Source organism: Streptomyces sp. NPDC001933, from assembly GCF_042890955.1.
GTDB lineage: Bacteria > Actinomycetota > Actinomycetes > Streptomycetales > Streptomycetaceae > Streptomyces.
In genome coordinates, this window is record NZ_JBIASS010000021.1 from 1 (window position 1) to 22,397 (window position 22,397).

Below are 22,397 nucleotides of genomic sequence, written 5' to 3' on the forward strand. Positions count from 1 at the left end.
CGCCGGCCCCGCCCCCCCCGGCGCGCCCCCCCCCCGCCCCCCGCCCCGCCGCCCCCCCCCCCCCCACCCCCCCCCCCCCCGCCCCGGGGCGCGCGCCCCCCCCCCCCCCCCACCCCCGATCCTCGATCGGCCGAGGGGCTGAGGGCCCCAACCCCGTATCGTGGACCCACCCCCACGAAACCGCACGTCACAGCCGCTCCACCGTCGCAGCGGCCCGCACCCCGCACCGCACGAGGAGTCCGCACCGCCATGGCCGAGCACGCCGATCACCCCGCGTACCCCGTCGGACTGCGCCTGAGCGGGCGCCGCGTCGTCGTCGTAGGCGGCGGCCAGGTCGCGCAGCGCCGCCTCCCCACGCTCATCGCGGCCGGCGCCGACATCACCCTCGTGTCGCCGTCCGCGACCCCGGCCGTCGAGGCGATGGCCGACGCCGGTGAGATCCGCTGGGAGCGCCGCCGGTACGAGGACGGGGACCTGGCCGACACCTGGTACGCGCTGATCGCCTCCGACGACGACGCCGCGAACGACGCCGCGTCCGCCGAGGCCGAGCGCACCCGCACCTGGTGCGTACGGAGCGACAACGCCGATGTGGCGACCGCCTGGACCCCGGCCACCGGCCGCAGCGAGGGCGTGACCGTCGCCGTCCTGTCCACCGACGCCCAGGGCCGCGACCCGCGCCACTCCGCCGCCGTCCGCGACGCCATCGTCGAGGGACTGCGCGACGGCACGCTCGCCGCCCCGCACCACCGGACCCGGCCCACCCCCGGCGTCTCCCTGGTCGGCGGCGGCCCCGGCGACCCCGACCTGATCACCGTGCGCGGCCGGCGCCTCCTCGCCGAGGCCGACGTGGTCATCGCCGACCGGCTCGGCCCGCGCGACCTGCTCGACGAACTGCCGCCGCACGTCGAGGTGATCGACGCGGCGAAGATCCCGTACGGCCGCTTCATGGCGCAGGAGGCGATCAACCAGGCGCTCATCGAGCACGCCAAGGCCGGCAAGGCCGTCGTACGGCTCAAGGGCGGCGACCCGTTCGTCTTCGGCCGGGGCATGGAGGAGGCCCAGGCGCTCGCCGCCGAAGGCATCCCGTGCACCGTCGTCCCCGGAATCTCCAGCTCGATCTCCGTACCCGGCGCGGCCGGAATCCCCGTCACCCACCGCGGGGTCGCCCATGAGTTCACCGTCGTCAGCGGCCATGTCGCCCCCGACGACGAGCGCTCGCTGGTCGACTGGGCGGCGCTCGCCCGGCTGCGCGGCACTCTCGTACTGCTGATGGCCGTCGACAAGATCGGCGCCATCGCCAAGGCCCTCGTCGCCCACGGCAAGTCCCCGGACACCCCGGTCGCCCTGGTCCAGGAGGGCACCACGGCGTCCCAGCGCCGCGTCGACGCCACCCTGGCGACCGTCGCCGAACGGGCCGCCGCCGAGGACGTACGTCCCCCCGCGGTCATCGTCATCGGCGACGTCGTCGCGGTCGGCACTGGCATCGTGCCGCTCCCCGCCGAGTAGCCTTCCCGGACACCGCCCGCACCCGCACCGAGTAACCAGCGGTAACGGATCTTCTCCCGATCCGTTGGCACCACACACCGGACAAGGCAGTATCAAACCCGTGGCTGATCTCATCACCGTCGACGACCCCGACGACCCCCGACTGCGCGACTACACCGGACTGACCGATGTCGAACTCCGGCGCAGGCGGGAGCCCGCCGAGGGCCTCTTCATCGCCGAGGGCGAGAAGGTCATCAGGCGTGCCAGACACGCCGGGTACGAGATGCGCTCGATGCTGCTCTCGGCGAAGTGGGTCGACCTGATGCGGGACGTCATCGACGAGGTCCCGGCCCCGGTGTACGCCGTGAGCCCCGAACTCGCCGAGCGCGTCACCGGCTACCACGTGCACCGGGGCGCCCTCGCCTCGATGCAGCGCAAGCCGCTGCCGACGGCCGACGAACTGCTGGCGACGACCTTCGGCGCGGCGGTCACGGGGGCACGCCGCATCGCCGTGTTCGAGGACATCGTCGACCACGCCAACCTGGGTGCCGCCTTCAGGAACGCAGCCGCCCTCGGCATCGACGCGGTCCTCCTCACCCCTCGCTGCGCCGACCCCTTCTACCGGAGGTCCGTGAAGGTCTCGATGGGGGGAGTCTTCCAGGTGCCGTGGACCCGGCTGGAGTCCTGGCCGAAGGACGTAGAGGTCCTGCGTTCCGCGGGGTTCACGCTCGCCGCCCTCTGCCTGAGCGAACGAGCGATCACCCTCGACGAACTCGCTGCGCGCAAGGACGAGAAGCTCGCGCTGGTCTTCGGTACGGAAGGAGCCGGCCTCGCCCCCGGTACCCTCGCCGCGGTCGACGAGCACGTCCGCATCCCGATGGACGCCGGTGTCGACTCCCTCAACGTGGCAGCCGCCTCGGCCGTCGCCTTCTACGCGACCCGGCCGGGAGCGGCCTGACTCCGGCGCGCCTCCCGCCCGGCTGCCCGAAGCCGCCCTTCCTCCGTCCTCCAGCCCGTCCGCCTGCCCGGGGTCAACCGATCGGATGACCCCGGTGTCAGCCTTCCCGCTCGGCACATGAAGCCGGTACGTCGACGGACCGGGCGGGCGTCCGGCCGCAACCTTGATCAGAACGGGACGGCAGCAGCCGGCGGGCCCGAACGCCGGAATTCCCCGAGCGGACGGAGCCGCATCCCGCACCCATCACAGGAGTGACCGGAATGAAGCACGCCAGGAAGACCACGAAGCGTATGCGCATCGTCATCGGCGGTACGTTGGTCGGCGCCGCCGCTCTCGGTACGTTCGCCGTGGTCTCGGCCAGTGCGGGGTCGTCCCCGAGCACCGCCCCCCGGTCGGCTGCGGGCAAGAACCTGGCCCGGTCCACGCACCTGAGCGCCGACGCGGCCGGCCGGGCCGCACAGGCCGTTCTCGACGCCGCCGCGAAGGAGAACCAGCGGGTCTCCGTCGCCGTCGTCGACCGCAACGGCAACACCATCGTCACCCTGCGCGGCGACGGAGCGGGCCCCCAGGCGTACGAGGCGGCCCAGAAGAAGGCGTTCACCGCCGTCTCCTGGAACGCCCCGACCTCCGAGCTGGTCGAGCGCCTGGAGAACGCCCCGACGCTGAAGGACATCCCCGGCACCCTCTTCCTCGGTGGCGGAGTGCCGGTCGACGCGAAGGGTGCGCCGATCGCGGGCATCGGTGTCGCAGGAGCCCCGTCCGGTGACCTGGACGAGAAGTTCGCCCGGGCCGGCGCCGCGGCCCTGGGCAAGTAGTACGGAGCAGAGCCTCCGCGATACCGGCCGAGGCCGTTGCCCCGCGTTCACGGACGCGGGGCAACGGCCTCGGTGCTTTCCGCACCGGCCCGGCCGGTCACGTACGTCGCGGGCCGCCCCGGGCGCCGACGCCCGCCGGCGTCCGGCTCCGTCGCGAGCCGTACGAGCGGTCCCGCCGCCCTGAAACCGCGCGGTCGGTATCCCAAGTGTCCCTCGCCCGCCATCCGGGATTCCGTGCCGAACCTCTTGACGCTGTGCCGATCCCCGGATGAAACTTCCGCGAGCCGAAAATGGTATTCCATTTTCGGGTCCTGCTCCGTTCGGAAGGATCCCCATGGAAGCTCCCCCGCTCAAGACCACCGCGGACGCGAGTCCGCGGCATCGTCAGTTGGAGGACACGCTCGACCGGATAGGCGTCACCGGCGCGCACCGGCAGATCGGCGCGATGGTGCTGCTCGGCGTCTTCTTCGACGCGCTGGAACAGAACGCGGTCGGCCTGGTCGGCCCCGTCCTGCAGGAGTCGTGGGGCACCACGGCCGCCGAGCTCGGATTCCTGAACACCATCACCTTCACCGCGGCAGCGCTCGGCAGGCTCACCACCGGCGTCATCGGCGACAAGATGGGCCGCCGGACCATGCTCACGGTCAATCTGCTGCTGTTCTCGCTCGGCGCGCTGATCTGCGCCTTCGCCCCCGTGTACGCGGTCGTGGCGGTCGGCAGGTTCATCGTCGGCTTCGGCCTCGGCGGCGAGATCGCCATCGCGGTCACGATGATGTCCGAGTTCTTCGCGGCCAGGCACCGAGGCACCGCCGTCGGCATCATCAACGTGACGGCCGGCGGTCTCGGCAACATGCTCGCCCCCGGCTTCGGCGTCCTGGTCTTCACCTTCTTCTCCGGGCCCGACCGCTGGCGCTGGCTGTTCGGCATGCTCGCCGTGCCCGCCCTGTTGGTCCTGTTCTACCGCCGGTACGTCCCCGAAACACCGCGCTACCTGCTCTCCCGCGGCAAGGTCGACGAGGCCAACCTCGTCCTCAACAAGCTCGCTTCCGGCCGGCTCCGCGGCCGCCCGGAGAAGCCGGAGCAGTTCATCACGGCGGTCGAGAGCGGCGAGAAGGTCGTGGCCGAACGCAACCGTCTGCGCGACGTCTTCATGGGAACCCTGCGCCGCCGCACCCTCTCCCTCGGCGTGGCCGTCTGCATGTCGTACGGCGCGCAGATATCCATCCTGTCGCTGATGCCCACCATCCTCGTGGCCCAAGGGCACAGCATCACCAAGTCGTTGCTCTTCACCCTGGTCATGCAGGCGGGCTCGCTGGTCGGCGCACTGGTCGCCTCCACCGCGGCGCGCTACGTCCCGCGCAAGGCCGTCCTCACGGTGGCCGCCGGACTCGGCTGCGCGGCGGCCTTCTGCTTCGGATTCCTGGCCAACGGCGTCGCCCTGATCCTCATCCTCGGCGCGGCCGTCAACTGCTGCATCATCACGCTGAACACCACGATCTGGATCTTCGCGCCCGAGCAGTTCCCCACCCGGGTGCGGGCGTTCGGCACGTCGATCATCCTGGCCCTCGGCTCCCTGGCGGGCGGACTGACGCCGATGCTCGCGGGTGCTGCCTTCGACGCGTACGGCATGGCAGGGATGTTCACCCTGATCGGCGTACTCTTCGTGGGCCTTGCCGTGTCCGTCCAGTTCCCGCCGGAGACCTTCGGCCGGTCCATGGAGGAGACGGCGGAGGAGTCCGCGACACAACCGGCGGAGGAGTCCGTGACGCAAGCGGCGGGGCAGCCCGCGGACGACACGACGGGGAGCACCCGATGACCTTCGTGGCCCTGATCAATCCCAACACCTCGGTGGCCACCACCGAGATGATGGCCGCCATCGCCGGCCGGACCCTGCGCCCCGACGACGGCTACCGGGTCCGCGGAGTCACCGTGGCCGAAGGCCCCACGATGCTGGTGGACGAGGACGTACTGCGGGCCGCCGGACCGCAGGTCCTGGCCGCGGCGCGGTCCACCCTCGCCGGGCCGGACGGCGCGCGCGTCAAGGCCCTGGTGGTGAGCGCGTTCGGTGATCCCGGCGTCGACGAACTGCGCGCATGGACCGATGTCCCCGTCGTGGGCATCGCCGAGGCCGCCATGGCGGAGGCCGCGGCGGACGGCCGTCGGTTCGGCATCGCCACGACCACGCCGGGCCTGGCCGCCGCCATCGCCGCGCGGGTCGACCGCCTGGGCCGGTCCTCCCAGTACACCGGCATCCGCCTCACGCCGGGCGACCCCCTGGAGCTGGCCGCCACCCCCGAGGTGATGCGGGAGCGGCTGGCCGACGCGGTCGGTGCCTGCATCGCCGAGGACGGGGCCGAGGCCGTGATCATCGGCGGAGGCCCGCTGGGGGAGGCGGCCGAAGCCCTGCAAGGGCGCTTCCCGGTGCCGGTCATCGGGCCGATCCCGGCCGCCTGCCGGGAGGTACGGCGGGTGCTCGAACGGAAGTGAGCCGGGGCCGTTCCCGACGGGGAACGCGCCCAAGGGAGTACGAGGCCGTGACGGCCGGGGACCGCCCCCGCCCGTCACGGACCGGCCGCCCGCGAGCCCGTCCGGCGGATCAGGGCCGGACAGGCCCTGACCCCGGCGGGCTACCGGCTCTGGCTCTGGCTCTGACTCTGCGTCCGGCCGTCGCCCTGATCGGCACCCAGGCCGCGGGCCGGCCCCTGGCAGCCCTGGGCCGCCGCGATGCCGAGCGCCACCAGCAGCGTCACCACGACGAAGACGACGAGCCGCTGCCGCAGCAGCCGCGGATTGGCGGGACGCAGCCCCGACGAAGTCGGACGGGCCCCGGGCCGCGTTCCCGGCCGGCCGTTCGCCCCGTTCGTACCCTGCGGGCGCCGCCCGGACCGGGTCGTGTTGCGCGGCGGCTGGTGCTGCTGGGGGCGCGAACCACCGGTCCGGGGCGAGCCGGCCCGCGACGACGAGGACGGCCGGGTGCCCTGCGGTTGCTTCTGCTTCTGCTGACGGGTCGCGGGCGGAGCCGCACGCCGCGTCTGCTGCTCGGTGTACGGACCGTCGAGACGGCCCGTCGGCCGGTCCAGTTCCTGCGCCGAACGCTGCACGGGCGGCCGGCTCTCGTGCAGCCCCTGCGCCTCCCGCGCCGCGATCTCCTTGAGCCGCATGGAGAGTTGGAGCGTGCTGGGCCGCTCCTCGGGGTCCTTCGCCAGGCATGCGCTCACCAGCGGCGCGAGCGCGTCGTGCACATCGTGCAGCTGAGCCTCCTCGTGCACCACGCGGTACAGCATCACCTCGGAACTGCCGTGCCCGAAGGGCGAGTCGGCCATGGCCGCGTACGCCAGCGTGGCACCGAGCGAGAACACATCGGTCGCAGGCGTCACGGCCGCGCCGCGCACCTGCTCGGGTGCGAGGAACCCCGGCGAGCCCACCGCCGTACCGACATGGGTGAGGGTGGAGGCTCCGGTCGCCCAGGCGATCCCGAAGTCGATGATCCGGGGACCCTTGGGGGAGAGAAGGATGTTCGACGGCTTGAGGTCGCGGTGGACGACCCCGGCCTCGTGCACCGCGACGAGGCCCTCGGAGAGCGCGGCCCCGATCGAGGCCACCTCGGCCGCCGACAGCGGGCCCTCCTCGGCCACCTTGTCGTGCAGCGAGGGCCCCGGAACGTACTGCGTGGCGAACCACGGACGGTCCGCCTCCAGATCGGCGGCCACCAGGCGGGCCGTGCAGCCGCCGCGGATCCGCCGTGCGGCGGACACCTCGCGCGCGAAGCGGGAGCGGAACTCCTGGTCCTCCGCCAGATCCGGGCGGATCACCTTCAGCGCCACCCGCTGGCCCCGCCGGTCCGAACCCAGGTAGACGACACCCATGCCGCCCGCCCCGAGCCGCCGGTGCAGTCTGAACGAGCCGACGACACGCGGGTCCTCGCGCCGGAGCCGCATCATCGCCATGTCTGCCCATCCCCGCTGCCTGGTCCGCCTGACGAGGCACAGCTTACGTACCCGGCGCCCGGGGCGCTCAGAGGCCGCGCCCTCACCGGTCGATCGATTGTCCGTGCGCGGCATGCCCCCTGACGGGGCATGGGGCCGGGGGCGCGTCTTGTACCGGACGGACCCGGGCCTCAAGACGGGGGAGGGCAAGGGCGGTTGGAGCGGTGCCGGACATCCGCGGTACGGCGCCGGCCTCGGCCCGGACGGGTGCGCGCAGCCCCCCTCCGGCGCGGGCGGACCGGCTGCCGGGAACCGGGACGGGCAAGGGTGAGTGAAGTCACGGCGGCCGTCGCCGTGCGTACCGGTGGGTCCCCGTCCAACGACTCCGGCGCCGCGCGAAGTTCGCCGCCCGCGCGGACGCCCCCTCCGGGATGTCCCCAGGGCCGGGCACACCCGGTCTCCACCCAGGGGAGTACAACGACGGTCCGGGGCTCATCCTCCGGGAGGCCCGGCAATCGGTACGCGGGCATGACGACCGCAGCGCCGCACGTCCCTAATGTTGAGGTCAAGCGGCGGGCGCAATACTCGTCCCCCGAGGTCACACGCCCGCCGCCCCACATCGAGTCAGGAGAGGAACCATGGCGGACACGGCAACGCGGACCATGATCCGCGCAGGACGCAGGGCCCATGCCTCGTTCGGCAGCCGCCCGTCCTCCGGCACGCGCCACCCACTCGTGGCGACGGCGATGGTTCTTCCCCTGGCGGCCCTGCTCGTGGTCGTCTTCGGCGGCTGGGACGCAGTGGTCACACAGGCGTCGTCCGTGGGCGTGATGCTGGGGCGCTGAGCGGCGCCCCGGGTCCGGAAGAGCGGTCCGGACCGGGACATCCGGCCAACAACCCCGTGGGGACGGGGGTGCGGCGGACGGCAGCGTTTGTCCGGTCAGCTGGGGAGCTGACCGGACATCGCGCTTTCCGGGGGCGTTCGCGGTGCGGCGGGGGTCGCCGCCCGCCCGCGACTCCTCCCGGCGCGCGTACGCTCGTCGGCGGACCCGGTGCGGACCGGGCCCACACCCGTACCAACCCGCCACCGGGGGAGACCGTGACCACCGCAGTCGTACGCGCGCTGGGCGATCTCGCCCATCGGGCCGCCCACGAACACCCCGGGGACCCCTGCGCCTGCCCGCCCCCTGCGGTGCTCGCGGACCGTGAGGACGGCACGGTGGTCCGCAGCGGGGCCGTCGTCGCCAAGGCCCACGCCGCCGGCACGGACACCTCCGGCCTGCTCACCCGCCTCACCCTCGCGAACGACCCGCGCCTCACCGGCATCCTGCTCGCCCCGCTGATCCCCGGCCCCTGTGCACCGGCCGCCACTCTCCATGACCGCCCCGTCACGCTCTGGCCCCGCGGCCGGCCCGTCGACCCCGGCGACCCCGACGCCGCCCCCTGGGAGGACGCCGCCGTTCTGCTGGCCGGGCTGCACCGGACCCCGGCCCCGCCCGCCCTGGCGCTCCCGCCCATGCGGGGCCCCGCGAAGGCCGCGCTCGCCGTCGCCCGGATGCGCGCCGCCCGGCCGGGCGACCCGGCCACCGCCCCCGTACTCGAAGCCTGGCACCGCCTGCCGGCCTGGGCCCGCGACGAGGCAGCCGCGCCCCCGCACCGCTCGCACTACCTCTGCCACGGCGATCTGCATCTCGGACAGCTCGTCCGACACCCGGCCCCGCACGGCCCCTGGCTGCTCATCGACGTCGACGACGCGGGTCTCGGTGATCCTGCCTGGGACCTTGCCCGCCCCGCCGCCTGGTACGCGGCCGGGATCCTGCCCCCCGAGGTCTGGCTCCGCTTCCTGGACGCCTACCGGGCGGCGGGCGGCCCCGCCGTCCGCGCCGAGGGCGATCCCTGGCCGGACCTGGATGTCCCGGCCCGAGCCCTGACCGTGCAGGCCGCCGCGCTGGCATTCGCCAAGTCCGCGGAGGAAGGCCGGACTCCGGATGAGGTGGAACGGACAATGATCGAAACCTGTGCCCGAATCGCATCTCTCCCGCCCGAGTTGGGCGCCGAACACTCGTCGTAGGCTGAACCGACCGTCGACGGGCAGGAATTCCGGCGACGGCGACCCGAAGGCGAGGAGTGAGCCGAACCATGCAGTGTCCCAAGTGCCACGCACAGATGAACACGTACAACCGCAACGGCATACAGATCGAGCAGTGCAGCGGCTGCCGGGGAATCTTCCTCGACTACGGCGAGCTGGAGTCCCTCACCCGCATCGAGGCTCAGTGGACGCAGCAGGCCCCGCCCGCACCGCCGGCCCCGCAGGCGTACCCGGCCGCCCCGGCGCCCGCCTGGGGCGCCCCGCAGCACCACGGCGGTCACTACCGGCACAAGAGCTTCGGCCGCATGCTCTTCTCGTCCTGAACGGACGACCGCCGCTGAGTGCCTGACCGCGGGCCCGGACGCGTTCCGTCCGGGCCCGCGGTGCGTCCGCACCAACATGCGTACGGCGGAAACGAGGAAGCCCCGGTCGTCGAGACGACCGGGGCTTCCGCTGGTGCGCGATACTGGGATTGAACCAGTGACCTCTTCCGTGTCAGGGAAGCGCTCTCCCGCTGAGCTAATCGCGCAGGGTGAACCTGCGTGTACTGCGTGCGCGATACTGGGATTGAACCAGTGACCTCTTCCGTGTCAGGGAAGCGCTCTCCCGCTGAGCTAATCGCGCGGGGATCCTAGCGGATCAGTGGACGATACTGGGATTGAACCAGTGACCTCTTCCGTGTCAGGGAAGCGCTCTCCCGCTGAGCTAATCGTCCTTGGAGGTGGAGACGGGATTTGAACCCGTGTAGACGGCTTTGCAGGCCGTTGCCTCGCCTCTCGGCCACTCCACCACGAGTGGGGGTTCGGGAAGATCCCCCACCTTGTGCGAGCGGACGACCAGGTTCGAACTGGCGACCTCAACCTTGGCAAGGTTGCGCTCTACCAACTGAGCTACGTCCGCTTGTCTTTCCCGGTCCGCTTGCGCGTCCCGGCGACGTGTTGAACTCTAGCGGATTCCCGGGCCAGTACAAAAACGCGTTTGTGCAGCGTGCTGAGGTGCGCTCGCCCCGGGGCAGGTCACCGCGCGCCGTCCTAGACTCGACGACGTGCACGACCTCGCTCCAATAGCCCGCTTCAGCGGGCTCCTCGCGTCCGATCTGCAGGACGTGACCAGTGATCCCGCAGCCCTCGAATCATCCGGCTTCTGGGCCGTATCCGCCGATTTCGAGGGCCGTCTCGTCTGCGCCCGCTTCGGCTCCGTACGTACCCGCGCGGTGCCCGCACCCGTGCCGGGCGCCTGGCACGGGCCCGCGGCCGGTGACTGGACCTCGTCCCTGGACCGCGCCGCGTACATCGCGGGCGTGCGGCGGATCCGCGAGTACATCGCGGCGGGCGAGGTGTACCAGGCCAACCTCTGCCGGGTGCTGACCGCGCCGCTGCCCGATCCGGGCGCCGCGGACGTGGACGGGCTGACCGTGCTGCTGGCCCGCGGCAATCCCGCCCCGTACGCGGGGACGATCCGGCTGCCCGCGCACGGCGTGGAGATCGCCACCGCGTCCCCCGAGCTCTTCCTGAAGCGGGACGGCCGGACCGTCGAATCGGGGCCGATCAAGGGCACCGGACGGACCGAGGACGATCTGCTGGAGAAGGACCACGCCGAGAACGTGATGATCGTCGACCTGGTCCGCAACGACCTGGGCCGGGTCTGCGCCACCGGATCGGTCACCGTTCCCGACCTCTGCGTGGTCGAGAAGCATCCCGGCCTGGTCCACCTCGTCTCGACCGTGCGCGGGGAGCTCGCCGAGGACGCCGGCTGGCCCGAGCTCCTCGCCGCCGCGTTCCCGCCCGGCTCCGTCACCGGTGCGCCCAAGTCCAGCGCCCTGCGGATCATCGAGGAGCTGGAGACCGCACCGCGCGGGCCCTACTGCGGAGGCATCGGCTGGGTCGACGCCGACCGCCGCACCGCCTCGCTGGCCGTCGGCATACGCACCTTCTGGATCGACCGGACCGGTCCCGCCCCGGTCCTCCGCTTCGGCACCGGGGCCGGCATCACCTGGGGCTCCGACCCGGAACGCGAGTGGGACGAGACCGAGCTCAAGGCGTCCCGGCTGCTCGCTGTAGCGTCGGGCGCTCACGACACAACCGGAAGGACCGCGTGATGAGGATTTGGGTCAACGGCGAACTGCGCGACGCCGAGGACGCCAGGGTGTCCGTGCTCGACCACGGGCTCACCGTGGGGGACGGCATATTCGAGACGGTCAAGACCGTCGACGGCAGGCCCTTCGCCCTCACCCGCCACCTCGACCGGCTGACCCGCTCGGCCCGTGGCCTCGGACTCCCCGACCCCGACCTCGACGAGGTACGGCGCGCCTGCGCCGAAGTGATCGACGCCAACCCGATGGCCCTCGGCAGGCTCCGCATCACCTACACCGGAGGGCTCTCCCCGCTCGGCTCCGACCGCGGCGACGCCGGACCCGGCCTCGTCGTCGCCCTCGGCGAGGCGGTCCGCCGCCCCGACACCACCGCCGTGATCACCGTCCCCTGGACCCGCAACGAGCGCGGTGCGCTCACCGGCCTCAAGACCACGTCGTACGCCGAGAACGTCGTCGCCCTCGCCCGCGCCCACGAGCACGGCGCCACGGAGGCGCTCTTCGCCAACACCGCCGGTCAGCTCTGCGAAGGCACCGGGTCCAACGTCTTCGTCGTCCTCGACGGGCAGCTGCACACCCCGCCGGTCGCCTCCGGCTGCCTGGCCGGGATCACCCGCGCGCTGGCCGTGGAGTGGACGGGCGCGCAGGAGACCGAGCTGCCGTTCGACATCCTGGAGCGGGCCGAGGAGATCTTCCTCACCTCCACCCTGCGCGATGTGCAGGCCGTGCACCGGGTGGACGGCCGGGAGCTGCCCGGCGGCCCCGGACCGGTGACCGTCAAGGCCATGCGGATCTTCGACGAGCGGGCCGGGAACGACCTCGACCCGTAGAACCGGGTCACGTCCGAACCGGAAATCGGGTGACGGGCCGGGCCGAAGTGGATAGAACATCTCCGATGACCACCACCCTCCGGCCGACCGGGCCGATCCAGCAAGGCGCCGATGGTGCGCAGTTCCGCGCGTACGACGTGTGCGACAACGGACGGCCCGTCGGCGCCGTCGAGATCGGCACCGATCCGGGATTCGGCGCGAAGGCGGGCGTGCTGCGCTCGCTGCGCATCGACGAGTCCCGCCGCAGGCGTGGCCGCGGCACCATTGCGGCGCTGGCCGCCGAAGAGGTGCTGCGCGGCTGGGGCTGCACCCGGATGGAGCTGTCGGTCCCGGCGGACGACACGGCGGGGCAGGGGCTGGCCACCGCGCTGGGCTACACCGAGCGCAGCAGGAACATGGTCAAGGAATTGGCGCCGACCCCGCCCGTCCTGCCCGGCGCCGTCACCGCCCGGCCGATGACGGACGAGGAGTTCGCGCAGTGGGAGCGCCACGCGATCACCGACTACGCGCAGACCTGGATCGAACGCGGGGTCCCCGAGGACCAGGCCATGAGGAAGGCCGAGACCAGCCACGCCCAGAACCTGCCGCACGGCCTCGCCACCGAGGGAACGCATCTGCACGTCCTCACGCACGAGGACGAAGCCGTGGGGCACGTCTGGGTGGCGCGGCACGAGATGCATCCGGGGATGCTGGTGGGCTACGTGTTCGACGTGGAGGTGCGCGCGGAGTTCCGGGGGCGGGGGTACGGCCGGGCGCTGATGCTCCAGGCGGAACGCATCGCGCTCGACGCGGGCGACGGCAGGCTGGGCCTGCATGTGCTCACGTCCAACACGCCCGCCCTGCGGCTGTACGAGTCGCTCGGGTACCGGACGACTCAGTACAACCTGGGCAAGAACCTCTGAGGGCGGGCCTGCTCAGCCCGCTCAGCCTCGCTCGGCGAGCAGCCGGTCGGCGATCTCCTCGATCCGTTCGCGCAGCCCGTCCTGGCTCTTGCCGCCGTCCAGCCGCTCGTCGCCGATCACATACGTCGGGGTGCCGGTGACCCCGATCGCCTTGCCCTCGGCCTGGTCGGCGTCGACGATCAGCATGTGGCGTCCGTCGATCAGAGCGGTGTCCATCTCCTCTGCGTCCAGGCCGAGTTCCCGTGCCACCTCGACGAGCAGTGGTTCGCCGGCACGGGCGAGATCGGCGGTACGGGCGAGCACTGCCTCGATGTACGGCCAGTCCTTGCCCTGGGCCACAGCCTCCTCGGCGGCCTGCGCGGCGGCGTAGGCGTGCTTGTGCTTCTCCAGTGGGAAGTGCCGCAGCCGTACCTCCAGCCGGTCGCCGTACTTGGCCCGCAGGGCGTGCACATCGGTGAGGGCCTGGTGACAGTCGGGGCACTGGAGCTCGCACCAGACGTCGAGGACGACGGGGGCCGCAGAGGTGGAATCGCTCATGCGGCCAGTCTCCCAGGGCTCGCGCGAGCCTCCCAACCGGCACCCGGTCCCGCCGGGGCTCCGTACGCCCGGCACGCCGCCGATCGGCACCTGGGGAGGATCCCGGCCCTGAAATGTCCCTGATGCGGTCCCGGATCGTGGCCCCCGGGCCGGTCACCGGTGCAGGATGGAAGGGACGTTTCCCCGTGCGCCTGGAGGCACCGATGCTTGCCGAGACCATCTGCTCCGCGGTGTCCGCTGCGGGCCTGGGCATCGCCGCCGTCACCGCCTGGCGAAAGCGCTTCCTCGCCGCGACCCGGATCGCCGCCTACTCCCTGGTCCCGATCGCCCTGGTCCTGACCGGGATCGTGGACTGGGTCGCCGGGATCGCCTTCAAGCCGAGCGTCTGGCTCGGTTTCGGGCTGCTCGCGGTGGCCTGGATGCTGTTCATGACGACCCGGGCGGTCGAGCGCCGCGGCGGCGGCACCCGCAAGGAGCGCCGGGCCGCCGCGCGGGCGGCGCAGGGCGAAGCGGTCGCCCCCGCGGCCTCGGCCCCGTCCCTGGGGGCGGGGCTCCAGGGGCCCCGCGCGCAGCCGAAGACGAAGTCCCGGCAGCAGTCCGCCTCGCCGGGCGAGGACTTCAGCGACATCGAGGCCATCCTGAAGAAGCACGGCATCTGACCCCGGCCCCCCGCCCCCGGCCCGGAGGGCCGTCCCCGGGCGCCGTCCGTACGATGGGGACACGCCGCGGCCCGGCGCGGCCGAAGGCATCAGTGGGGCAGGACAAGTGGCGCGTGTGGCAGGGATCAAGGATGTGGCCCGGCGGGCCGGCGTCTCCGTGGGCACCGTGTCCAACGTGATCAACCGGCCCGAGGCCGTGCTGCCGCAGACCCGTGCCCGGGTGCTCGCCGCCATCGAGGAACTCGGCTACGTACGCAGCGAGTCGGCGCGCCAGCTCAGGGCGGGCCGCAGCCGGATCATGGCTCTGCTCGTCCTCGACATGGGCAACCCGTTCTTCGTGGACGTGGCCCGCGGTGCCGAGCGCGCCGCCCGGGAGGCCGGTCTAGGCGTCATGGTGTGCAACAGCGACCAGAGCCCGGCGGAGGAGGCCGAGTACCTCGGGCTCTTCGCCGAACAGCGGGTCTGCGGCGTCCTTGTCACCCCGGCGGACGCGACCGGCCGGAACCTGGAGGCGTTCGGCCGGCACCGGATCCCCTACGTGCTGGTGGACCGGGTGGCGTCCTCCACGGGCACCTGCGCGGTCTCCGTCGACGACGTCCGCGGCGGCGCCCTCGCCGTCGGCCATCTGGTCTCGGCCGGTCACCGCTCGGTGGCGTACGTCAGCGGCCCCGGCGACCTCCATCAGATCCGGGACCGGCGCGAAGGCGCCCTCGCGGCCCTCGCGGATGCCGGGCTGCCGCCCGAGGCGCTCGTCGAGATCCCTTCCGGCCGGCTGGACGTGGCGGCGGGCCGCGACGCCGGGGCCCGGCTGCTCGGCCTGGTGCCCCGGCCGACCGCGGTGTTCTGCGCCAACGACCTGCTCGCCCTGGGGGTGCTCCAGGCGCTGTACGCGGCGCGCGTCAGGGTGCCGCAGGACATCGCCATGGTCGGCTACGACGACATCGAGTTCGCCGCCGCCGCTGCCGTACCGCTCACCTCGGTCCGCCAGCCCGCGGTCGTGATGGGCCGGATGGCAGCGGAGCTCCTGCTGGAGGAGTCGGACGACGAGGACGGCACCCACGAACACCGCAGTGTGGTGCTCCAGCCGGAGCTCGTGGTGCGGGCCTCCAGCTCGATGCCGGGCTGAGACCGCGGAACGCGGACCGCTGGGGCATGCGCGGTCGCATCACGAATTCACCGGGTACGAGGCGGTGTTGACCGGACGGGCCTGGCCGCCCGCCGGTGTCCTGGGGTTCCGTTCGGGGGAGTTGGGGAACGGGGCGCTCGGGGCGCAGCACCGAATGTGTGGCGGGGGATCGGACGCCGGAGCGAATCCATGCCGCTTCGGGGGTGGGTGAACTCCCGGTACGAAAAGGCGTGTTGATCGCCAACGGGGGCCGGTCTGAGTCATGATCGTCCTGCGATGGTCGACACCTCCCGGGGCGATGTCCCCGCAAGTCCTGCCGAAGAGCCGCGCGGCTGCCTCTTCGCGCTTTCCCAGCCCCCTTTGATGATCTTCCTCGCGGTGGTCGGCAGTCTGTTGCTGATGGCCGCGGTGCACGATCTCTTCATGCTGTGAACGGTCAGCCGGCCGCTTCCTTGCGGCGCGCCCGGTACGCGGCCACATGCAGACGGTTGCCGCAGGTGCGGCTGGAGCAGTAGCGGCGGGAACGGTTGCGGGACAGGTCGACGAAGGCGTGCCGGCAGTCCGGCGCCTCGCACCGCCGCAGCCGTTCCTGCTCGCCCGCCACCACGATGAAGGCCAGTGCCATGCCGCAGTCGGCCGCGAGATGGTCGGCGATCGACGCGTCCGGGGCGAAGTAGTGCACATGCCAGTCGTAGCCGTCGTGATTGCTGAGCTGCGGCGTGGTGCCGGCCGCGGCGACGAGCGCGTTGACGAGCGAGGCGGCGGTCTGTGCGTCGTCCGTCGCGAAGATCTCGGCGAAGCGCGCCCGTACGTCCCGTACGGCCCGCAGGTCCTTCTCGTGGAGCTCGCCCACGCCGCTGATGCGATGGCGCCGCGCGAAGTCGTAGAGCGCCGCGACGTCGGCGAGGCCGTCGCCCGGCTCGTCCTCCGGCTGCCCGCTCCCCGGCGGTTCGCTCTCCGGTGCGGTGTTCATCAGTTCGATCACCGTGTCGAGGGCGATCCGGGTGTCGTGTGGGATCAGCACGCTTTCGCTCCCTGCCTCCGGCGGGCGGGTGTCCGCCGATGCGGGCTGACTCTACTGGCTCGGCCGCGGCGCACAGCGGCCCGAGAGGGCCCGTGGGAGGTCCGGAGAGCGGATACCGGCCATGGGCGGGTATCCATGGCCGGTGTGTGTCCGTCCGGGGCGTGAGGAGGGCACCACGAGTCCTCGGGCGCGCGCACCGGCGCCGTCACCACGGTGGATTCCGTGATGACGGCGCCGGTGTCATCCGTATGAGGTTTTCCGCGCGGCGCCGTCTCCCCGAGTCGGACGGCGCCGTGCAGCTCTCGGCCTGGCTCAGCTCTCGGCCAGGATGTGTGAGAGCTCCGTATCGAGGTCGAAGTGACGATGCTCGGTGCCTGGCGGAACCGCGGCGTCGGTCCGCTTAAGGAACGACTCCAGGGCTCTCGCCGGGGCTTCGAGCAGGGCTTCGCCCTCTGGGGAGCTCAGCGCGATGCAGACGACGCCCTGGCCGTGACTACGGGATGGCCAGACGCGGACGTCTCCGGTGCCGGTGGGCCGGTGCAGCCCCTCAGCAAGGAGGTCGCGGGCGAATACCCATTCGACCGTCTCCTCCGCTCCGGTATGGAAGGTGGCGTGCACGGCATACGGATCGGCCGTGTCATACCGCAGGCCCGCGGGTACAGGCAGTGAGGACTCGCTCGACACAACGAGGCGCAGGTGCAGCTCGCAGCTGACCGTGGTGTTCATAAGCGCCAGGGCCTTTCGCTCAGTGTGCGCTCGGGGATTCGCACGTCGGCGAAATCGACATGCCACCTACGGTGGCGTTGTAAACCCCTCTGACCTTTTTGTGTTCCTTCAGGTAGCTCGTACGGCGGTGTGTAACTTTCGGTTATGCGGCCATTCCGGTGACGAGAGCCGTTCCGGTAGGTTGGCTGTCATGAATGCGGAGCGTGACGTGCGGAACGGGGACGCCGCATCGGCGACGCCGATGTCCGGCGCGGGGGACAGGGCGGACGGCGTGACGGGTGAGGTCGCCGAGGGTGTGACCAAGGAACGGGAGCTCGGTTCCCGGGCGCCCGGGTTCATCAAGGCGTCCAGGACGCTGCACCTGAGCTGGCAGGTCGGCGTCTTCATCGTCGGCTTCGCCGTGGTCGTGGCGGGCATCATCATGCTTCCGCTGCCCGGCCCCGGCTGGCTGGTGATCTTCGGCGGCATGGCGATCTGGGCGACCGAGTTCGTCTGGGCGCAGCTGGTGCTCCGCTGGACCAGGCGGAAGGTGACCGAGGCCGCCCAGCGGGCGCTCGACCCCAAGGTCCGGCGGCGCAACATCATCCTCACGTCGATCGGCCTGGTGATCATCGCGGTGCTGGTGGGGATCTACGTCTGGAAGTTCGGCATCACCATGCCGTGGAAGATCCACGAGTGACCCGGGGGTGGTCATGGGGCGCCGCTGACATGGGGTAATGTTTGGCCTGCGCCCGGGCGATTAGCTCAGTGGGAGAGCGCTTCGTTCACACCGAAGAGGTCACTGGTTCGAACCCAGTATCGCCCACCCCGGACAGAGGGCCCGTGAGACCGCAGAGTCTCACGGGCCCTCTGCGTTTTCCGTTCCCGGCCGGCCCGCCGGGTCGTTGCCGGTGCCTTCGCAACGATTCACAAGCGCTTTCGTGAACGATTCAATCCATGCGGTGGCGGACGGTCCGGGTCCGCAAATCGAGGAGTGGTATCCGGATATCGCGGTCGGCACGATCGGGCGGCCACGGGAATTCCCGGAAAGAGTTCGGTCCCCGGCGTCCGTGAGCAATGCCACGGACGATTCGAGAACTCCGCCGGGAATTCCCGCACCGGCGACGGCGGGGCGCGAACTGCTCGATTTCACGGGCGAGTTCGCGCGACCGCCTGCCATACGACGTACCGTCAGCGCATCCGGCCCACGGTCTCCTTCAGCCGCCGTGCATCGCGCAGCCGCTGCTCGTACGTCGCACCGACCACCAGCAACAGCAGCCCGGCCAGGGCGGGCGGCAGCCAGCGCGGCAGCGCGCCGACCACCTGGACCACGTACGGCGCCAGTTCGTGCACGGCGTCCAGGGCCAGCACCGCGCCACCGACCAGGAGCAGTGCCTGGAGCCGCAGCCGGGCGCCCGCCAGGGTGATCACCAGGGCCGCCACCCCGAGCAGCAGAGGCCGCAGCCAGTGCGGATCGACCCAGGCCGCGAAGAGGCTCGGGACCAGCGTCGCCGAGAGACCCGCCCCGTACGCCGTCCACGACGACGCCTCCGGGTCGCGACGCCGGCGCAGCACACCGACCGCCAGGGCGGGCACCGTCACCGGCAGCGTGTACGCCTCCGGGGCCGACACCCCCGAGGCCGTCAGCCGCACCCAGGTCGCCAGGACGAACAGCGCCACCGCCAGGTACCCGGCCACCGGCCGACGCTCGGCCCGTACGGCCGTGCCCGCCGCCAGCACCCCGCTCAGCGCCAGCACCAGAGCCAGGAACGGCCCGTCCGGCACCGCCATGATCATCGCCACCACGGCCGACAGGGCCCCGGTCAGCTCGACGGGAAGAGCCGGCGGGCGGTTCCGCAGCCGGGCCCCGAGCAGCACCGTCACCACGGGGACGGCCAGCATCAGCGGCGCCGCCCGGTATCCGGCGAGTTCCAGTGACGCCCCGGCCGCACGGGCGAGCACCATCGCGCACAGCACGGCCCCGCACGCCGGCACCGCCTGCGCGATCCGCAGCGCCCCTGCCGCACGCTCCGCCCGGGCGTCCGACAGCTCCCGCTCCGGCATCGCGGCACCGTCGAGCAGCACCGCGGCGGCCCCGAGCACCAGCAGCAGCACCGCGAACACCGCGTACGTCGCGGCCTGGGCCGCGAGCGAGAGGAGCCCCGCGCTCACCGCGCCGACCAGGCCGCACACCAGCGCGGTCGTTCCCACGGGGCCCGTCCCGCGGCGCAGAGCCCGTACCGCCACCGCGAACACCCCGGCGACCAGCACCGACTGCACCGACACGGCCGCCGCGTACGAGAGCCCCAGCACCGCGGGCAGCGCGGTGAGCCCCGCCCAGCAGAGCGCCGTCGCCGCGGCCCCCGCCGCACTCCGCCAGGCCGGACCCGGCGAGACCACCGCCCCGGCCACCCGCACCAGCCGGGGCCAGCACCGGTGCGCCAGCCCGAGCAGACCGGCCACCACCAGCAACACCACCGGGGCCGCGGCCGACCGGGACCACGCCAGGTCCTCCATGCCCAGCGCACCCCGGACACCGCCGTCGGGAGCGCCGGTCCACACGCGGGCCAGCTGCGACGCCGTACCCAGCAGCGACATGCCGACCGGCGGCACCGCGGCCAGCACCGCCGCCGCGGTCACCGCCGACGAGGCCCACACCAGACCCTGGCCGACCGGACGGGGCAGCGGTGCGCGCACGGCCGCCAACAGCACCACACCGCACAGCAGATACACCGGCACCGACCAGTCCCAGTCCACTCCGGCGCGCAGCACACCACCCACCGCCGCCACCCCGGACAGCCCGGCCAGCACACCGCCGGCCACCGCGAGACCTCGGGGCGCGCGCCACGCCCCGAACAGCGCGAGCGCCGCGCCCGCGAGCAGCAGCGCGGCCGGCGCCACCGCACCCGACGCCGCCTCGGCGGACACCGACTGCCCCAGGGCCACCAGCAGTCCCAGCAGGCCCGTCGTCCAGCAGCCGACACAGGCCGTCACCCGGACCGCGATACCCGGCCCCCACAGCGCGATCGCGCAGTCCAGCGCCGCCGTCAGCAGCAGTGCCCAGCCGAACACCGAGGCACCCGCGCCGGCCGACCAGGCCCACAGCAGCAGCGGCAGCTGAGCACTCACCACCGCCAGGGGCAGCGGCAGCCGCAGCCGGCCGAGCAGCAGCCCGTACCCGCCCCAGAGCACCGCCAGCACCGCCGAGGCGGCCGCGGCGTAACCGGGCCCGTCGGCCTCCGGCACCGCCACCCGGTGCAGCGCGTAGGCGTCGAGGATCATCAGCACGGAAGCCAGAGCACCCAGCGACTCGGCCGTCGCGGACAGCCCGCGACGCAGCAGCACGGCGGGAGCGGCGAGCGCCGCGAGCGTCACCACGGCGAGCACCGCCGAACGGCCGGCGATCCCCATGTGGCCCCAGCTGACCAGGGTGAACGCGATCGCCGCGATCGTCAGCAGCAGACCGCCCAGGGTGAGCAGCACGTTCTGCGCGCTGCGCGGTCCGGCCTGCGGGGCAGGACGCCCGAACGGAGCCGCGAACGGAGCCGCGGGCCGGGCCGTCGCGGGCGGACCGAACGGAGCGGCGAGCTGTGGGGCCGACGGCGCGCCGGGAGGCCCGGCGGGTGGCGTCAGCACGCTCAGCAGCCAGGCACGGCGAACCAGCAACTGGGACCGGCGGGCGTCCAGCCGGGCCAGTTCGCGATCGAGGAGCGCCAATTCCTCGGCGGGTGGCGGCACATGTTCCATGGACGCGAGTGTGGCGCGAGCCACAGGTTCGGACATGCGCTCGGATACTCAGTTCCCCGGCTGAGTACGCGCAGACTGGATCCATGGACTGGAGCCACTACCGATTCGTGAGTATCTGGGACCTTCCCGCCCCGCCCGACGCCGTGTACGAGATCCTCGAACGCGCCGATGACTACCCGCGCTGGTGGCCGCAGGTCCGCGAGGTCACCCCGGTCGACGGCATCACCGGCACCACCCGTATCCGCTCGCTCCTCCCGTACGACCTCGTCATGACCGTCCGCGAGCGCCGCCGCGACCCCCGGGCCGGGGTCATCGAGGCGACGCTCAGCGGCGATCTGGACGGCTGGGTCCGCTGGACGGTCACCCCGCACGGCGGTGGCAGCCGGGCCGTCTACGAGCAGGAGGTCGAGGTGCACCGGCGGCTGATGAGGCTGCTGGCGGTGCCCGGACGCCCGGTGTTCCGGGCCAATCACGCCCTGATGATGCGTGCCGGGCGGCGGGGTCTCACGGCCAGGCTGGAAGCAGTTTGAACCGGACCGCGGGAGCCCTGTATGGTTCAACCCGTTCCCGGGCGATTAGCTCAGTGGGAGAGCGCTTCGTTCACACCGAAGAGGTCACTGGTTCGAACCCAGTATCGCCCACCCGGAAGAAGCCGGTCCGTCAGCAGAATCGACGGACCGGCTTCTGCGTGTGCGGAAGCGGGGGCCGGGAACTCTCTCATGCCGCGGCAGGCAGCTCCGGGCGCAGCGGCCAGGCCGGATCCACCGCCTCCGTCGTGCCGTTCTTCGCGAACCACGCCTGCAGCCCACGCGCCTGCGCCGCATGCCACACGGCCTGCAGGGTGTGCAGCTCCGGCGGGGTCAGCCGCTCCAGCCGGGACGAGAACCGCCGCCCCACTGCACGCACCAGCTCCAGCGAGGCCGCCGCGTCGGCCGCCGCGTCATGGGCGCCGTCGAGCACCACTCCGTACAGCTCGCACAGATCGGTGAGGGTCCGCCGCCCCTTGCGGTAGCGGTCCAGATGCTTGTCGAGCACGCGCGGATCCAGCACGCACAGCGGGGAGTTCTGCAGATACGCCCCGAGCGACGAGGCGCGGTGGCGCTTCAGCTCGCGGTCCAGCAGCGTCAGGTCGAACGGCGCGTTCATCACGACCAGCGGGCGTCCGGCCGCGCACTGCTCGGCCAGCGCGCGGGCTATCTCCTCCACCACCGGCGCCGGCCAGCGGCCGTTGCGCTGAAGGTGATCGTCGGTCAGACCATGGATCTCGGTCGCCCCCACGGGCACCGGTATCCCCGGATTCACCAGCCAGCGGGTGACGCGCATCCGCCCGCCCGCCGCGTCCTGGACGACCAGGGCGGCCGAGACGATCCGGTCCCCCTCGACGTCGACTCCTGTTGTCTCGGTGTCAAAAGCGGCCAGTGGCCCCTCGTACCAGTGAGTCATCCCCGAACTCCTCGTGCCCGAACGGCAGATGTGTGATTCCTCTGCCCGGTCCGGTGATACCC

General features: G+C 72.5%; 22 protein-coding genes and 7 tRNA genes. 18 read left to right on the top strand and 11 right to left on the bottom strand.

Features of this window, described 5'->3' with window-relative positions; all coding sequences use genetic code 11:
- Positions 1–249: 249 nt before the first annotated feature.
- The 5 genes from cobA (at position 250) to ACFYY7_RS36170 (ending at position 5,745) form a co-directional block, all read left to right on the top strand.
- Positions 250–1,506, top strand: coding sequence for a uroporphyrinogen-III C-methyltransferase (gene cobA / locus ACFYY7_RS36150; protein WP_388667996.1), 1,257 nt, complete (start codon positions 250–252; stop codon positions 1,504–1,506).
- 100 nt (positions 1,507–1,606) lie between these two features.
- Positions 1,607–2,443, top strand: a complete 837-nt coding sequence (locus ACFYY7_RS36155; protein WP_388667997.1) for a TrmH family RNA methyltransferase — start codon at positions 1,607–1,609, stop codon at positions 2,441–2,443.
- Between the two features lie 260 nt (positions 2,444–2,703).
- Positions 2,704–3,258: a heme-binding protein gene (locus tag ACFYY7_RS36160; protein WP_388667998.1), complete on the top strand. Its 555-nt coding sequence runs from the start codon at positions 2,704–2,706 to the stop codon at positions 3,256–3,258.
- A gap of 334 nt (positions 3,259–3,592) precedes the next feature.
- On the top strand, positions 3,593–5,074 hold the full coding sequence (locus ACFYY7_RS36165; RefSeq protein ID WP_388667999.1) for an MFS transporter: 1,482 nt from the start codon (positions 3,593–3,595) through the stop codon (positions 5,072–5,074).
- A complete protein-coding gene (locus tag ACFYY7_RS36170) occupies positions 5,071–5,745 on the top strand; it encodes an aspartate/glutamate racemase family protein (protein ID WP_388668000.1) in 675 nt (224 codons plus the stop codon). The genes ACFYY7_RS36165 and ACFYY7_RS36170 overlap by 4 nt, the downstream gene beginning before the upstream one ends.
- A 140-nt stretch (positions 5,746–5,885) precedes the next feature.
- Here the strand turns inward: ACFYY7_RS36170 and ACFYY7_RS36175 are convergent, their stop codons facing one another.
- On the bottom strand, positions 5,886–7,205 hold the full coding sequence (locus ACFYY7_RS36175) for a serine/threonine-protein kinase (RefSeq protein WP_388668001.1): 1,320 nt from the start codon (positions 7,203–7,205) through the stop codon (positions 5,886–5,888).
- Positions 7,206–7,822: 617 nt separating this feature from the next.
- On the opposite strand from ACFYY7_RS36175, the gene ACFYY7_RS36180 reads away from it, so the two are divergent.
- The 3 genes from ACFYY7_RS36180 to ACFYY7_RS36190 all read left to right on the top strand — a co-directional run bounded on the left by ACFYY7_RS36180 (position 7,823) and on the right by ACFYY7_RS36190 (position 9,596).
- Positions 7,823–8,029, top strand: a complete 207-nt coding sequence (locus tag ACFYY7_RS36180) for a hypothetical protein (protein ID WP_266735954.1) — start codon at positions 7,823–7,825, stop codon at positions 8,027–8,029.
- Positions 8,030–8,283: 254 nt separating this feature from the next.
- Complete coding sequence (locus tag ACFYY7_RS36185; RefSeq protein ID WP_388668002.1) at positions 8,284–9,255, top strand: phosphotransferase family protein; 972 nt, start codon at positions 8,284–8,286, stop codon at positions 9,253–9,255.
- 68 nt (positions 9,256–9,323) lie between these two features.
- Positions 9,324–9,596 carry a zf-TFIIB domain-containing protein gene (locus tag ACFYY7_RS36190; protein WP_388668003.1) on the top strand — a complete coding sequence of 91 codons (273 nt, stop codon included), beginning with the start codon at positions 9,324–9,326 and terminating at the stop codon, positions 9,594–9,596.
- A 131-nt stretch (positions 9,597–9,727) separates the two neighbouring features.
- On the opposite strand, the gene ACFYY7_RS36195 is transcribed toward ACFYY7_RS36190, so the two are convergent.
- From ACFYY7_RS36195 to ACFYY7_RS36215, 5 genes are all read right to left on the bottom strand, one after another.
- A tRNA-Val gene (locus ACFYY7_RS36195) sits at positions 9,728–9,802 on the bottom strand.
- A gap of 23 nt (positions 9,803–9,825) precedes the next feature.
- Positions 9,826–9,897, bottom strand: a tRNA-Val gene (locus ACFYY7_RS36200).
- A 19-nt stretch (positions 9,898–9,916) separates the two neighbouring features.
- Positions 9,917–9,988 (bottom strand) — tRNA-Val (locus tag ACFYY7_RS36205).
- Position 9,989: 1 nt separating this feature from the next.
- Positions 9,990–10,063 (bottom strand) — tRNA-Cys (locus ACFYY7_RS36210).
- A 37-nt stretch (positions 10,064–10,100) separates the two neighbouring features.
- A tRNA-Gly gene (locus ACFYY7_RS36215) sits at positions 10,101–10,173 on the bottom strand.
- Positions 10,174–10,318: 145 nt separating this feature from the next.
- On the opposite strand from ACFYY7_RS36215, the gene ACFYY7_RS36220 reads away from it, so the two are divergent.
- The 3 genes from ACFYY7_RS36220 (at position 10,319) to ACFYY7_RS36230 (ending at position 13,094) form a co-directional block, all read left to right on the top strand.
- A complete protein-coding gene (locus tag ACFYY7_RS36220; protein ID WP_388668004.1) occupies positions 10,319–11,371 on the top strand; it encodes a chorismate-binding protein in 1,053 nt (350 codons plus the stop codon).
- On the top strand, positions 11,371–12,192 hold the full coding sequence (locus ACFYY7_RS36225) for an aminotransferase class IV (RefSeq protein ID WP_388668005.1): 822 nt from the start codon (positions 11,371–11,373) through the stop codon (positions 12,190–12,192). Before ACFYY7_RS36220 ends, ACFYY7_RS36225 begins: the two co-directional genes overlap by 1 nt.
- Positions 12,193–12,257: 65 nt before the next feature.
- Positions 12,258–13,094: a GNAT family N-acetyltransferase gene (locus tag ACFYY7_RS36230; RefSeq protein ID WP_388668006.1), complete on the top strand. Its 837-nt coding sequence runs from the start codon at positions 12,258–12,260 to the stop codon at positions 13,092–13,094.
- Between the two features lie 21 nt (positions 13,095–13,115).
- Here ACFYY7_RS36230 and ACFYY7_RS36235 read toward each other — a convergent pair whose 3' ends face one another.
- Entirely contained in the window at positions 13,116–13,631 is a 516-nt protein-coding gene (locus tag ACFYY7_RS36235) for a DsbA family protein (protein ID WP_388668007.1), read from the bottom strand.
- Between the two features lie 203 nt (positions 13,632–13,834).
- On the opposite strand from ACFYY7_RS36235, the gene ACFYY7_RS36240 reads away from it, so the two are divergent.
- The 3 genes from ACFYY7_RS36240 to ACFYY7_RS36250 all read left to right on the top strand — a co-directional run bounded on the left by ACFYY7_RS36240 (position 13,835) and on the right by ACFYY7_RS36250 (position 15,848).
- Positions 13,835–14,290 carry a hypothetical protein gene (locus ACFYY7_RS36240; RefSeq protein WP_388668008.1) on the top strand — a complete coding sequence of 152 codons (456 nt, stop codon included), beginning with the start codon at positions 13,835–13,837 and terminating at the stop codon, positions 14,288–14,290.
- 106 nt (positions 14,291–14,396) lie between these two features.
- Positions 14,397–15,416, top strand: a complete 1,020-nt coding sequence (locus ACFYY7_RS36245; protein ID WP_388668009.1) for a LacI family DNA-binding transcriptional regulator — start codon at positions 14,397–14,399, stop codon at positions 15,414–15,416.
- A gap of 276 nt (positions 15,417–15,692) precedes the next feature.
- Positions 15,693–15,848, top strand: a complete 156-nt coding sequence (locus tag ACFYY7_RS36250) for a hypothetical protein (RefSeq protein WP_266735940.1) — start codon at positions 15,693–15,695, stop codon at positions 15,846–15,848.
- Positions 15,849–15,852: 4 nt separating this feature from the next.
- On the opposite strand, the gene ACFYY7_RS36255 is transcribed toward ACFYY7_RS36250, so the two are convergent.
- Positions 15,853–16,440 (bottom strand): CGNR zinc finger domain-containing protein, encoded by a 588-nt coding sequence (locus tag ACFYY7_RS36255; protein WP_388668010.1) that lies wholly within the window; start codon positions 16,438–16,440, stop codon positions 15,853–15,855.
- A 312-nt stretch (positions 16,441–16,752) separates the two neighbouring features.
- Complete coding sequence (locus ACFYY7_RS36260) at positions 16,753–17,166, bottom strand: SsgA family sporulation/cell division regulator (RefSeq protein ID WP_003959770.1); 414 nt, start codon at positions 17,164–17,166, stop codon at positions 16,753–16,755.
- 190 nt (positions 17,167–17,356) lie between these two features.
- Here ACFYY7_RS36260 and ACFYY7_RS36265 point away from each other — a divergent pair, with 190 nt between their 5' ends.
- Positions 17,357–17,845 (top strand): TIGR02611 family protein, encoded by a 489-nt coding sequence (locus ACFYY7_RS36265; RefSeq protein ID WP_388668011.1) that lies wholly within the window; start codon positions 17,357–17,359, stop codon positions 17,843–17,845.
- Positions 17,846–17,899: 54 nt separating this feature from the next.
- Positions 17,900–17,971: transfer RNA gene (locus ACFYY7_RS36270), tRNA-Val, on the top strand.
- Between the two features lie 365 nt (positions 17,972–18,336).
- On the opposite strand, the gene ACFYY7_RS36275 is transcribed toward ACFYY7_RS36270, so the two are convergent.
- Complete coding sequence (locus ACFYY7_RS36275; RefSeq protein WP_388668012.1) at positions 18,337–20,892, bottom strand: SCO7613 C-terminal domain-containing membrane protein; 2,556 nt, start codon at positions 20,890–20,892, stop codon at positions 18,337–18,339.
- Between the two features lie 83 nt (positions 20,893–20,975).
- Here ACFYY7_RS36275 and ACFYY7_RS36280 point away from each other — a divergent pair, with 83 nt between their 5' ends.
- Together ACFYY7_RS36280 and ACFYY7_RS36285 are read left to right on the top strand one after the other, a co-directional pair.
- On the top strand, positions 20,976–21,422 hold the full coding sequence (locus ACFYY7_RS36280; RefSeq protein ID WP_383713974.1) for an SRPBCC family protein: 447 nt from the start codon (positions 20,976–20,978) through the stop codon (positions 21,420–21,422).
- Between the two features lie 39 nt (positions 21,423–21,461).
- A tRNA-Val gene (locus ACFYY7_RS36285) sits at positions 21,462–21,533 on the top strand.
- 76 nt (positions 21,534–21,609) lie between these two features.
- Here the strand turns inward: ACFYY7_RS36285 and ACFYY7_RS36290 are convergent.
- Positions 21,610–22,335, bottom strand: a complete 726-nt coding sequence (locus tag ACFYY7_RS36290; RefSeq protein ID WP_356081278.1) for a 3'-5' exonuclease — start codon at positions 22,333–22,335, stop codon at positions 21,610–21,612.
- Positions 22,336–22,397 lie beyond the last annotated feature (62 nt).